Genomic DNA, 12210 nt, shown 5'->3' with positions numbered 1-12210 from the left:
CGAAAACCGCTCCGGGGCGCTATGATCACTGCCAGCCCACAAACTTCAGGAGCAACCCATGTACACCAATCGAGTGGTCTGGATCACCGGCGCTTCCTCCGGCATTGGCGAAGCGCTGGCATTACGCCTGTCCCGTGACAATGCCCGCCTGGTGCTGTCAGCCCGTCGCGAATCCGAGCTTGAAAGAGTCAAACAACGCTGCGTCAGAGAAGAAGGTGCCGCAGAATCCAATCTGATGGTGTTGCCCCTGGATGTCACCGAACTGGACGCCCTGCCCGGCAAGGTTTCTGCGGTGCTGGATCAGTTTGGCCAGATCGATATGCTGATCAACAATGCTGGGCTTTCCCAGCGCTCCCTGTGCAAGGATACCGAGCTATCGGTGTACCAGAAGCTGCTGGACGTGGATGTAATGGGCCAGATCGCCCTGACCAAAGCGGTGCTCCCCCACATGTTGGAACGCCGTTCAGGCCACCTTGCTGTCACGGCCAGTGTCGCGGGCAAAGTGGGCGTTCCGATGCGCACCGGTTATTGCGCGGCAAAACACGCCGTCATGGGATTCTTTGATGCCCTGCGGGCCGAGGTCGAAGACGAAGGCATTCAGGTGTCGACCATCACGCCGGGTTTCATTCGCACCGAGATTTCACACAACGCACTTTCGGCAGACGGCTCGGCTTTCGGAAAGGAAGATGACGACATTGCCGGGGGCATGGATGTGACGGAGTGCGCAGAAATCATCATTCAGGGTCTGGAGAACGGCAAGCGCGAAATACCGGTCGGTAAAGGCAAGGAAATGGCGGCACTGTGGGTTAAGCGGGTAGCTCCGGAGTTCATGTTCAAGCTGGTAAAGAAGCGGAACTGACCACAAGCACCGCGCCTGGCAGGCAACACAGTCAATGATCCGGTTTGCGATTACTGCAATATTTGCCGCCACACTCGTTAAACCGGAATGACCATCATGACCCCGACGAAGCCATGGACGCTGCTTCCGTTCGCCCGCCTGCTCCTGTTAATTACGGCACTGGCTGCGGTTTCAGGCTGCTCTGCCATCAGCGCCTCTATGGAGGCCACGCCAACCATGAGTCATTGGGGTGGGCTGATCAGCATGGAAGAGGACGACCTGAAGTCCCGCTACACCAACGAGCACTCCCGATTTATTCGCGTTAACGGCTACAACATCCACTATCAGGATCGCGGCCAGGGTGAACCCATCATCCTGATGCACGGCATTTTCTCTGCGCTGCAGACCTGGGATGACTGGGCCGAGGAGCTGTCGAAAACCCATCGCGTGATCGCTCTGGACATGCCCGGATTCGGCTTGACCGGCGCCCCGGAAGACCTGGAACGCTTCAACGAACAAGAGGTTGTGGCTGCGTTCGAAGGCTTTGTGGACGCGCTTGGGCTGGGCCGGGTGTCTCTGGCGGGCAATTCACTGGGCGGTTTTCTGGCCGCACACTACGCCGCCAAACACCCCGACCGGGTAAAACGCCTGGTATTGCTCGACCCGTTTGGCTACCCCCAGGACACGCCCTGGCTGCTGGATGTAGGCACCTCGGCGCCGGTGTCTTTCATGGGCAGCTATATACAGCCAGCCTGGGCGGTGACGCTTGGCGTCGCCTGGGTGTATGGGGACTCCGACAGAATCACGCCAAAGTCCTACAGCCGTTACGTCCACATGAATCAGCGAGCGGGCGCCAAACCCGTTTACATGAAAACCCTGGAATTGATCGAGGCCCGGGCGGATAGCACCGTGCCGCCGGACTTTCGCAGCATTAAAGCAGAGACGCTGCTGATGTGGGGCGAAGAAGACACCTGGGTACCGCCGGAGCTGGCCGAACGCTGGCGACAGGATGTTCCCGATGCTGGCCTGGTGATTTACCCCACCGTTGGACACATTCCTATGGAAGAGTTGCCCAAGGATACGGTGCGTGACGCAGCGCTGTTCCTGCAATCCGGGTTGGCGGGTGCCTGCGGCAGCACCCCGGCAGGCGACAGCCAACCGAAATGGTCCTGTCCCTGATCTACTGGGTTGCCTGAAGAAAGCTTGAAATGAAAAAGGCCGCTGATCCAAGCGGCCTTTGAAGGGAAACCGAGGCAGTTCTGCGGGCTCAACGAGTGCCGTAAACCACCATGGTTTTACCTTTGACTCTCACCAATCCCTGGTCTTCCAGGGTCTTCAGAACCCGCCCCACCATTTCCCGAGAGCAGCCCACGATACGGCCGATTTCCTGACGGGTAATCTTGATCTGCATGCCGTCCGGATGCGTCATGGCGTCCGGCTCCTTACACAGATCCAATAACGTGCGTGCCACCCGGCCTGTCACGTCCAGGAACGCCAGATCGCCTACCTTTCGAGTGGTCTGGCGCAAACGGGACGCCATCTGTTCGCCGATAAAATACAGAACCCGTGGATCCTGCTGGGCAATCTCACGAAATTTGGTGTAGCTGATTTCAGCCACTTCGCATTCGCTCTTGGCTTTGACCCAGGCGCTACGGGAATCCATGTTGTCGAACAGCCCCATTTCGCCAAAGAAATCCCCGGCGTTAAGGTAAGCCATGATCATCTCGCGCCCGTCGTCGTCTTCAATAATGACGGTCACCGAGCCTTTGACGATGTAAAACAGTGAGTCGCTCTTGTCACCTGCATAAATGATGGTGCTTTTACCAGGGTAGCGTCGCCGGTGACACTGCGACAGGAAGTAATCCAGGTGTTTGGTTTTCTGCTCAACCGGCTTGACGATAGTAGCCATAGTGCGAGACATGCCTCCTTAATACTGGCGGGAAATCAGATTTGTTGTTATTCACCCTGCTTTCCGTGCGGGTTTGTTTTTAATCAGCCGACCTTATAACAAGAAGGCCCGGCATCGGCAACTGAAAACAGTATAGCCCAGATACACAATCCTGCGCGCCGCAACGGTGCCTGGGAGCAGGTCTATATGCTAGCATCCCGATCCACTGAAATCGTTTACAGACACTCTTTCAACGCCCGAACGGGCTGGAGCAAGCACCCATGAAAGCAACCATTGACTGGACCGGAGACGCCGGCTTCAAAGCTGCCAGTGGCAGCGGTCATGAAGTCCAGATGGACGGCCCACCCGACCACGGCGGCAAGAATCAGGGGCCACGCCCAATGGAGCTGGTTTTGATGGGGCTGGGCGGATGCTCTTCCTTTGACGTCATGAGCATTTTGCAGAAAAGCCGCCAGGACGTCACCGACTGCCATACCGAACTGGAAGCCGAGCGAGCAGACAGCGTTCCGTCAGTGTTTACCAAAATTCACCTGCACTTTGTGGTGACCGGCAACAGTCTCAAAGAGAACCTGGTCAAGCGGGCTGTCAGCCTGTCGGCTGAAAAATATTGCTCAGCGTCTATCATGCTGGAGAAAGCCGGTGTGGAGATCACCCACAGCTATGAAATTCGGGACGCTTCCTGACACATGGTCGATTGGCCACAACCGCTTGGGAAATTACGGATAAAGCGAGGGCTTCCAACCCTACCCAACCGTGCAACCAGTGTGCATAATACGCGGCTTTATCCGCCGATATCCTGTCCGAACCCCTGCCTGGAGGGAGGCTGAGCATGGAAACCAAATTGCAGCTACATGGTTTCAACAACCTGACCAAATCGTTGAGCTTCAACATCTACGACATCTGCTACGCGCGGACGGAAGAGCAACGCAAGGCCTACATCGACTACATCGATGAAATGTACAATGCCGAGCGTCTGACCCAGATCCTGTCTGACGTCGTCAAGATCATCGGCGCCAACGTGTTGAACATCGCCCGTCAGGATTACGATCCCCATGGTGCTTCGGTGACCATGCTGATCGCAGAACACGAGATCAGCGACGGCGAGGCGGATAACGAAGAATCACCGGGTCCGCTGCCAGACACCATTTTGGCGCACCTCGACAAGAGCCACGTGACGGTTCACACCTATCCGGAAAGCCATCCCTACGAGGGTATCAGCACATTCCGCGCCGACATTGACGTTTCAACCTGCGGCCTGATTTCACCCCTGAAGGTGCTGAACTATCTGATCCACAGCTTTGATTCGGATGTGGTGACAGTTGACTACCGCGTACGCGGATTCACCCGTGATGTGGACGGTCGGAAGCATTACATCGATCACGACATCAACTCGATTCAGAACTACCTGACCGAGGACACCCAGAACGCCTACCAGATGATTGACGTCAACGTGTACCAGGAGAACCTGTTCCACACCAAGATGATGCTCAAAAATTTCAATCTGGATAACTACGTGTTCGGCGTCAACGCGGAAGACCTGGGGTCAGAAGAAGCCCAATCCATTGAAGACCGTCTGCGTCGCGAGATGCTCGAGATCTTTTATTCCCGCAACGTAGAGTAATCTCGAAAGCTGAAGGTTCTGTTCCGGACATACGCCGGCGGAACCTTCAGTTTTTTTGAATGCGCCCTCCAGAATTCTCCGGTTTATTATTCTCGTCTCCTGGCCTCTAATGGAGCTAGTAACAGGCTTAAGGAGGCTGCTATGACATACCGTTCCGTTAAACGCCGCGTACCCGCCATGGAAACATCGGACGGCGCCGGCGTTCGCATCAAGCGTTCGCTCGGTCAAAGCCCCCATGTGCGCATGGATCCCTATCTGATGCTGGATGAATTTGGCTCGGAAGACGCAGCAGACTACATTGCCGGTTTCCCGTCCCATCCTCATCGAGGGTTTGAGACAGTGACCTACATGATTGATGGCCACATGCTTCACGAAGACCACCTGGGCAACCGGGGCAATCTGAAAAACGGCGGTGTGCAGTGGATGACCGCCGGACGAGGGATTGTTCACTCGGAAATGCCTCAGCAGGAATCGGGGCGGATGCGGGGGTTTCAGCTATGGCTTAATCTGCCTGCGGCCGAAAAAATGAAACCAGCCGGCTATCGGGACATTCAGCCAGAAGACATTCCGGACCTGAGCGTCGGCGATGCCGCAGTCAAGCTGGTCGCCGGTGAGCTGTCCATCGATGGCCGTCAACACCTCGGCGCTGTCCACGGTGGATCAACCCTACCGGTGTATGCCGACATTCTGTTGCCTGCAGGTGGTGAAACCCAGATACCGGTCGGCAAAGAACTCTCCGCGTTGGTGTATCTGTACGAAGGAGACGCTTCGCTACAGTCAGAATCGGCGGCAGAATCCCTGGACCTGTCCACCGCCCACATTCTTGACGACGGCGACACCCTTCGGCTGCGAGCGGGCAAGAAAGATGCCCGGATACTGCTGATTGCCGGCAAACCCATCGGCGAGCCAGTGGCACAATACGGCCCGTTCGTAATGAACACGCGGGCGGAAATTGAGCAGACGCTTCAAGATTTCCGCGACGGCAGTTTTCTGTTAAGCGGATAAAACAGCTGCGGCGAGGCCAGCTCAGGCAGATCTGTCTGTTCCTGGTCAGCCGCCCATTCTTCGCGTTCTGCACTGCGGACAGCGTAGTGCATCCACATCAATGCCGCGGCAACAATACCGAACATCAGCATAAAGCAGCTTTGCCAGATGCCAGTAAGGTCATTCAGCACACCAAAAGCGAGCGGCAGCGCAAAACCACCCAGCCCACCGATCATGCCGACAACGCCACCAACGGCACCCACATGCTCCGGATAATAAACCGGCACATGCTTGTAAACGGCCGCTTTCCCCAACGACATGAAGAAGCCAAGTACAAATATCAGCGCGACAAACACCGGCAGGCTCATTGCGATGGAAAACCGAATGTCGCCGTCGATTCCTTGCACCACATAATCAGTTGGAGGGTAGCTCAGCAGGAAAGTACATATGACGGAGGCAATAAATGTCCAGTACATGACTCTACGCGCACCAAATCGGTCAGACATCCAGCCACCCAGAATGCGGAACAGAGAAGCGGGAATGGTGTACAAAGCAGCAATGATACCCGCAGTTTTAATGTCGAGTCCGTAAACACCCATGAGGAAATGAGGTAGCCATAGCGCAAGCGCAACGAAGGCCCCAAAAACAAAGAAATAATAAAGCGCAAAACGCCATACCCGGAGCTCTCGTAGTGGGGCCATCTGCTCCAGAAAAGACTGCTGATCTCCACCACGCCGGGCCGCTGTTAACGGATCATCTTTCGCAAACAGAACGAAAAACACACCCATCGACGCCAACACCATCGCGTAGATTCTGGCCGTGTCTTCCCAGCCAAACGCCACCAGCAAAAACGGTGCGCCAAAATTCGTGACCGCCGCGCCGACATTGCCCGCACCAAAGATGCCCAACGCAGTTCCCTGTTGCTTTGCGTCAAACCAGGCTGAGGTGTAGGCAACACCAACAATAAAAGACCCACCGGCCAGACCCACCCCAAGAGCACCGACCAACAGCATGGGGTAGGTCGTGGCCAGCGTGAGCAGGTAAACACAGGCAGACGTCGTCAGCATCAGCACACCAAAAACCCAGCGACCCCCGTAGCGGTCCGTCCAGATACCCAGAAACAATCGACTGATCGAGCCGGTTAGAATTGGCGTCGCCATCAACAAGCCGAGCTGAGTGTTTGAAAGGTCCAGGTCCTCCGCGATTTTGAGGCCAATGATCGAGAAAATCGTCCACACGGCAAAGCACAACGTGAAGGAAAACGTTGATAAGCCGAGTGCCCGGTATTGTTGGGATTTTGTTGTGCTGGAAGCCATGGTCTTGCCCCCCGTCGATGAAAAAGCGCCTGATGAGCGTGCTTATTAAACGGTATCAGAAACCGGCTTTTGCATTGCGGGGCATTGGAGGTACCTCTTGCAGGAGAGGCCAAAGCCGCGGCGATGCTCTGGCGGGGTAGGAAAGGCGATTTTTGATTTTCATCAATTATTGGCTGACGCCGAGTGTGGGCTAATGCTCCCAAAGATCCATTCTGGGAGAACTTCACAATGAAAATCATGATCGCTTACGACGGTTCCCGAAACGCGAAATTAGCGCTGGTGCGAACCATTACCATGTTCCGAAACCTCGAACCCACCCTCACCCTTGTCGCCGTTGCAGAGAATCCTCGGGATATCACCGCCAGCAACGAATCCCTTTTCAATGAGGAAGTCGAAGACCTCAAACGTCATCTCCTGGAGGCAAGCGAGGCGTGCAATCAAGAAAATATCGTTCACGAAACGCTGCTGCTTGAGGGGGATGCCAGGAAAATGCTGCTTTACGCAGCGGAAAACAAAGTCCATCCCGACATGCTGGTGATTGCCCGACACAGTCACGAGCCCGATGGCGGATTCATTGCGCGCTCGCTGACTCATTTCGTCGATGAGCTGGATTACATGACATTCGGCAGCGTCAGCTCCTTCCTGGCTCGTCGCATCCAGTGCCCGCTTCTTATTCTGCCGAGCCACTAAGGCCGGCGCTCTACCCTTCTGAATCCGACAGCCAAGGAGGCTGACATGAAAGTCGCAGACGTTTTCCACGTCAAAAATCCCGAGATCAGGGCCCTGCACCTGACCTGGATTGCATTCTTCATCACCTTTTACGTTTGGTTCAACATGGCGCCACTGGCCTCGAGCATGTTGAAAAGCGTCAACTGGCTAACCGCCGATGACCTTCGTCTTTTCGCCATCTGTAACGTGGCGCTAACCATTCCTGCCCGCATTATCGTGGGCATGGCTCTGGACCGCTTTGGACCTCGTCGGGTGTTCTCTGTGCTCATGGTGCTGATGTCTATACCGGCCCTGGTTTTCGCCTTCGGCAATACCATGACCCAACTGTTGGTCAGCCGACTGATTCTTAGCTCTATTGGGGCCAGCTTCGTGGTCGGCATTCACATGACGGCGATGTGGTTTAAGCCCAGAGACATCGGTTTCGCAGAGGGCTTCTATGCCGGCTGGGGCAATTTCGGTTCTGCCGCAGCCGCAATCACGCTGCCGACCATAGCGTTGAATATGTACGGTGGTGAGGATGGCTGGCGCTGGGCGATCGCCCAGAGTGCCTTTGTTATGGCGGCTTACGGCGTTTACTACTGGTTTGCGATTACTGATGGCCCTGTCGGCACGGTTCACCGGAAACCGCGCAAGGCAGTGGCTATGGAGGTCAGCAGCTGGGGTGACATGATCAAACTCATCCTGTGGACCATTCCTCTGGTCGGCGTGTTGGGCATTCTGGTCTGGCGTATCGAAAACATGGGTTACCTGAGCTTCACAGGTGCCATGATCTGCTACGCCGTGATTGTTGCCATCGTCGGCTATCAAATCATTCAGATTCTTAGAGTGAACGTGCCGATCCTGAAGAGGGGCGTGCCGGAAGATGACAAGTATCCGTTCAATAGCGTTGCAGCGCTCAATAGCACCTACTTTGCCAACTTTGGCGCCGAGCTGGCGGTGGTATCAATGCTGCCCATGTTTTTTGAGCAAACCTGGAGCTTGAGCGCAACAGCAGCCGGCTTGATTGCTGCTTCCTTTGCTTTCGTGAATCTGGTCGCGCGCCCCATGGGCGGGCTTGTGTCAGATCGTATGGGTAACCGTCGGTTCGTGATGCTCAGCTATATGTTCGGTATCTCGATAGGCTTTGGCCTGATGGGGCTGATGAATTCCACCTGGCCCCTCATCATTGCAGTGTGTATTACCGTGTTCACATCCTTCTTTGTACAAGGAGCGGAGGGTGCGACCTTCGGGATAATTCCTTCCATCAAGCGTCGTCTTACTGGTCAGATATCAGGAATGGCCGGTGCGTACGGTAACGTAGGCGCGGTGGTCTATCTGACGATTTTTACCTTTGTTACACCCACCCAGTTCTTCTACATCATCGCCTGCGGTGCATTTGTTAGCTGGTTGCTGTGCCTGATGTGGCTGAAAGAACCGGAGTCAGGCTTCGCCGACGAATATCAGGTTTCATCCGTGGACCTGCAAATCGAAGAAGAAAACCGCCGCCGTCAGGAAGCTATCGCCCGATAGCCTGGTCGCTGGACTAAAAAAGCCGCAGGGTAATGCCCTGCGGCTTTTGGAGGCTTATAAACAAAAGCGAACATTCGCCTCGCACTCGGCAACTACTCATTGGCCACCTTTTTGAGCCATTCCACGCCAAAACGCACGCCAAAACCCTGCAAGTCTGTCGATATCTGCGCCAGTCCGCCTGGATGAGTGCCGGAAGAAGCCATGTCAACGTGCACCCAGCCGATTTCTTTGTCCACAAAACGGCCAAGTAACCGTGCGGCGTATATATGATCACCGGGGCCTTTGGTTCTGCATTGCAGCGTGTCGGCCACTTTCGACTCTAAATCTTCATCGTAATCATCTTCGTAGGGAAACGGCCAAACTCTCTCACCACAACGTTCACCCGCCTGAATCAGAGACCCGACCCAGTCACGGCGATTGGTTATTGCTCCTGCCATTCGTTGCCCCAGAGCAGCGACGACCGCACCCGTCAGGGTTGCGTAATCAATAATCGCGCGTGGCTTTCCCCGGGATACGAGTGCCAGGGTATCCGATAGAACCATCCGGCCCTCAGCGTCGGTATTGATGAGCTCGATCGTGGTACCGTCCATGGCAGTAACAACATCGTTACACTTCACTGCGCGCGAACCGATATGGTTCTCCGCCAGTGCCAGCCAGCAATCCACCGGCTGATCAAAGTTCATACGGGTTAAGGCGAGGAAAGCACCCAGCGCCACGGCACTGCCCTGCATATCGCCATGCATGCCCAACATACTGCCGCCCACTTTCAGGTTGCTGCCACCGGTGTCGAAACAGATGCCTTTACCGACAAGTGCGAGCGGTTTGCCCTCAGCCCCCGGCGGGCGGTATTCCAGATGCAGTATGCCTGCATCCCTAACCGGGCTGGCCTCAACAACGGAAAGAAAGGCGCCGGCGCCCAGCTCTTCCAGTTTATCCCGGTCATAGAACTCTGATTTCCAGCCTTCCTGGCGGGCAAGCGATTCGGCGAAATCACGGTAGATGCCCGGATTCAGGTAATTGCCCGGCAAATGGGTTAACCAGCGAGCCAGGTTATTGCCTTCAGCCGTTGCCTCAGCGTATCCAAAATCAGCGTTACCAAGGCCCCCGAAATAGCTCATGGTTTTGAGGCTATTTGGCTCGGAGACTTTGCCCGTAATTCTAGGCAACTGGAAAAGCGCTGCATGGGCCGCAGCCAGGAGGGCTTCAGCCATCGCCCCTGCGGCCACCTCATCATCAAGCAGGCAAAGGACGTTTATTTCCTCCACCCGGTCAGCAATCAGAGGCCCAATGGTTTTACGCGCCAGGGTGAGTGCCTTGAATGTCTGAAGTTGATCCGCCACGAACACAACCGCCGCTCTTTCACCTCCGGGCATGGATAGAAACACCGGGTTGGCCGTTTTCGGATGGGCTGATAGACGCTCTCCCAGGGCGTCGGACCAGGGCGTATTATCGATCACTTTCCGATCCGCATCAGGCACAAGGAGGACCACGCCTGATCCGGGCTTGAAATCCCAGGCAGCGGGAATCGGTTGGTCTTTCTGGACCGACAATGGCGATAATCCGGGGAATTCTGGCTTCATTTTTGAAGCTCCTTTGGGGGCTGAAAATATAGCTAAAACGATAGTTGGTTTACCGGTGCAGACAGGTATATACACCAGCTTTCATTGATCCGTACTCAGAACGTTAGTTCATGTAGCCGCGAAGCCCAAGGGCTTTGAGTAGACGATAAATGAAAGACCTTAAGCACAATTCACCTTCGAATATAGTTTGCCAATGCAACAGTTGCGCATATATGGTGAGAAGACCGGGATCGTGATTAGCCAAGAGAAACGGCAACATTTCCGATGCCGTATCGCAAATAAAAAGGAGTTATAGCATGGCGACTACACCTGAATCAGAAATGTCACCGGAAGTCCTTGCATGGCGCGACCCGGAAATGCCCTCAGTCAAGGGCACCGAAAAGCCGAAAGATCCAAACAAGGGCTATATTGCCCTGCTCGGTTGGAGCGTCAACGCCATCAAGGCGGCACAGAACTTTGACCGTCGCTACATTGTCGTTGCGCCTGAGTGGGCCACGGATTTCTGTAAAGCTAACCACATCCCTTTCATAGCATGGGATTTTATCCGCCTTAATGACCGGTCTATGGAGATCGCCACAAGGCTGAAAGAAGAGGGCGTGGATGTTGCCGTCCCGCTGTTTGAAGAGACCGTTGAGTGGTCTGGTGCGATCAACTCGGTGCTGATGGACAGCCCGCGCATGTACGGGCAGTCGATCCTGTTCCGTGACAAGGCCCTGATGAAGCGCCGTGCCCAGCTTGGCGGCATTCGTGTCGGCATCTTCGAGGAAGCTCACGAGAAAGACGACATCATCCGTTTCATGAAGCGTGTTAACCAGACACTGCTCAAGCTGGATGGCGACCCGGATGACCCGATTCACGTCAAGGCTTTCGACAAGGCCGGCTGCCTTGGCCATCGGATGATCCGGACGTTAGAGGAAATTGATCATATTCCTGCCGAGGAATATCCGCTGCTGATGGAAAGCCACCTGAGTGGTTGGGAATTTGCGGTTGAAGCCTGGATTCACGATGGCAAGATCCAGTTCCTCAACATTTCTGAGTATGTGACGCTGGGCTACTCTGTGTTCGTGCCCGCTACAAAAGAACTTGAGAGCTGGCGCAACGCGATTACCAAGCAGATCGAACTGCTGATCAAAACCTTCGATATCAAGTTCGGCCTGATTCACCCCGAGTACTTTGTGACCGCTGACGGCGAGATGTACTTTGGTGAGATCGCCTATCGCCCACCGGGCTTCAAGGCTTTCGAACTGATTGAAAGAGCCTACGGATTCAGCGCTTACCAGGCTTCCATGCTGGTTTTCGATCCGAAGAGCACGAAAGAGGAAGTGGCTGCGTTCTTCCCCAAGGAAGTCGAGGGAGCACAAGGTTATGCGGGCTGCTTCGGTGTCTATCCCCGCCGTCGCGTGGTCAGCAAGCTGGAGATGCCGAAAGAGTGCATTGAGCACCCCTACTTCGATTTCCACGAACTGGTTGCACCGACTGAAGAGACCGTGCCGGATCGGAATGCCTTCGGTACCCACTGGGGGCTGGTGTTCTTCTTCGGTGACGATCCCATCAAGATGCGGGATTTGCTGAAGTCCATGGAAGACCTGGATTTCTACGTTTAACGACGCAGAGTCAGTTCATCAGATATGGGTGGCCGGGTGATTGCCCGGTCTCCTGACTGGTCCAGAGCTTCCGAAATTCTGCCCAACTTAAATCTGCGGCGTTCAAGCAAGAATTGTCCC

General features: G+C 55.1%; 11 protein-coding genes. 8 read left to right on the top strand and 3 right to left on the bottom strand.

All coding sequences use genetic code 11. From position 1 onward, the window contains the following. The first annotated feature begins 58 nt into the window (after positions 1-58). Both QLQ17_RS02850 and QLQ17_RS02845 read left to right on the top strand, forming a co-directional pair. Positions 59-859 (top strand): SDR family oxidoreductase, encoded by an 801-nt coding sequence (locus QLQ17_RS02850; RefSeq protein ID WP_283208024.1) that lies wholly within the window; start codon positions 59-61, stop codon positions 857-859. Positions 860-1057: 198 nt separating this feature from the next. Next, the gene (locus QLQ17_RS02845) at positions 1058-2017 is read left to right on the top strand and encodes an alpha/beta fold hydrolase (protein WP_502867362.1); all 960 of its coding nucleotides are present in this window, start codon (positions 1058-1060) and stop codon (positions 2015-2017) included. 88 nt (positions 2018-2105) lie between these two features. Here QLQ17_RS02845 and crp read toward each other — a convergent pair whose 3' ends face one another. Further along, entirely contained in the window at positions 2106-2747 is a 642-nt protein-coding gene (crp, locus tag QLQ17_RS02840; RefSeq protein WP_283208022.1) for a cAMP-activated global transcriptional regulator CRP, read from the bottom strand. Positions 2748-3007: 260 nt separating this feature from the next. Here crp and QLQ17_RS02835 point away from each other — a divergent pair, with 260 nt between their 5' ends. The 3 genes from QLQ17_RS02835 to QLQ17_RS02825 all read left to right on the top strand — a co-directional run bounded on the left by QLQ17_RS02835 (position 3008) and on the right by QLQ17_RS02825 (position 5373). Further along, positions 3008-3430 (top strand): OsmC family protein, encoded by a 423-nt coding sequence (locus QLQ17_RS02835; protein WP_283208021.1) that lies wholly within the window; start codon positions 3008-3010, stop codon positions 3428-3430. A 146-nt stretch (positions 3431-3576) separates the two neighbouring features. After that, positions 3577-4368, top strand: a complete 792-nt coding sequence (speD, locus tag QLQ17_RS02830) for an adenosylmethionine decarboxylase (protein ID WP_283208020.1) — start codon at positions 3577-3579, stop codon at positions 4366-4368. Between the two features lie 141 nt (positions 4369-4509). Further along, positions 4510-5373 (top strand): pirin family protein, encoded by an 864-nt coding sequence (locus QLQ17_RS02825; RefSeq protein ID WP_283208019.1) that lies wholly within the window; start codon positions 4510-4512, stop codon positions 5371-5373. Here the strand turns inward: QLQ17_RS02825 and QLQ17_RS02820 are convergent. Continuing rightward, positions 5334-6668, bottom strand: coding sequence for an MFS transporter (locus QLQ17_RS02820; protein ID WP_283208018.1), 1335 nt, complete (start codon positions 6666-6668; stop codon positions 5334-5336). The two genes, QLQ17_RS02825 and QLQ17_RS02820, sit on opposite strands and share 40 nt — an antisense overlap. A 228-nt stretch (positions 6669-6896) precedes the next feature. Between QLQ17_RS02820 and QLQ17_RS02815 the strand changes: the two genes are divergently transcribed. Then, on the top strand, positions 6897-7358 hold the full coding sequence (locus QLQ17_RS02815; protein ID WP_283208017.1) for a universal stress protein: 462 nt from the start codon (positions 6897-6899) through the stop codon (positions 7356-7358). A 45-nt stretch (positions 7359-7403) separates the two neighbouring features. Next, on the top strand, positions 7404-8906 hold the full coding sequence (locus tag QLQ17_RS02810) for an MFS transporter (RefSeq protein WP_283208016.1): 1503 nt from the start codon (positions 7404-7406) through the stop codon (positions 8904-8906). Between the two features lie 92 nt (positions 8907-8998). On the opposite strand, the gene QLQ17_RS02805 is transcribed toward QLQ17_RS02810, so the two are convergent. Then, the gene (locus QLQ17_RS02805) at positions 8999-10486 is read right to left on the bottom strand and encodes a M17 family metallopeptidase (RefSeq protein ID WP_283208015.1); all 1488 of its coding nucleotides are present in this window, start codon (positions 10484-10486) and stop codon (positions 8999-9001) included. 296 nt (positions 10487-10782) lie between these two features. Here QLQ17_RS02805 and QLQ17_RS02800 point away from each other — a divergent pair, with 296 nt between their 5' ends. Continuing rightward, a complete protein-coding gene (locus tag QLQ17_RS02800) occupies positions 10783-12090 on the top strand; it encodes an ATP-grasp domain-containing protein (RefSeq protein ID WP_283208014.1) in 1308 nt (435 codons plus the stop codon). Positions 12091-12210 lie beyond the last annotated feature (120 nt).

The sequence above is a fragment of the Marinobacter sp. CHS3-4 genome, from assembly GCF_030053415.1.
Lineage (GTDB): Bacteria > Pseudomonadota > Gammaproteobacteria > Pseudomonadales > Oleiphilaceae > Marinobacter.
Note: the sequence above shows the minus strand (reverse complement) of the source record. Positions and strands in the feature narration are given on the sequence as shown.

Coding starts and splice junctions, on each gene's coding strand:
- QLQ17_RS02850 (WP_283208024.1), top strand. CDS start 59: ATGTACACCAATCGAGTGGTCTGGATCACCGGCGCTTCCTCCGGCATT.
- QLQ17_RS02845 (WP_502867362.1), top strand. CDS start 1,058: ATGGAGGCCACGCCAACCATGAGTCATTGGGGTGGGCTGATCAGCATG.
- crp (WP_283208022.1), bottom strand. CDS start 2,747: ATGGCTACTATCGTCAAGCCGGTTGAGCAGAAAACCAAACACCTGGAT.
- QLQ17_RS02835 (WP_283208021.1), top strand. CDS start 3,008: ATGAAAGCAACCATTGACTGGACCGGAGACGCCGGCTTCAAAGCTGCC.
- speD (WP_283208020.1), top strand. CDS start 3,577: ATGGAAACCAAATTGCAGCTACATGGTTTCAACAACCTGACCAAATCG.
- QLQ17_RS02825 (WP_283208019.1), top strand. CDS start 4,510: ATGACATACCGTTCCGTTAAACGCCGCGTACCCGCCATGGAAACATCG.
- QLQ17_RS02820 (WP_283208018.1), bottom strand. CDS start 6,668: ATGGCTTCCAGCACAACAAAATCCCAACAATACCGGGCACTCGGCTTA.
- QLQ17_RS02815 (WP_283208017.1), top strand. CDS start 6,897: ATGAAAATCATGATCGCTTACGACGGTTCCCGAAACGCGAAATTAGCG.
- QLQ17_RS02810 (WP_283208016.1), top strand. CDS start 7,404: ATGAAAGTCGCAGACGTTTTCCACGTCAAAAATCCCGAGATCAGGGCC.
- QLQ17_RS02805 (WP_283208015.1), bottom strand. CDS start 10,486: ATGAAGCCAGAATTCCCCGGATTATCGCCATTGTCGGTCCAGAAAGAC.
- QLQ17_RS02800 (WP_283208014.1), top strand. CDS start 10,783: ATGGCGACTACACCTGAATCAGAAATGTCACCGGAAGTCCTTGCATGG.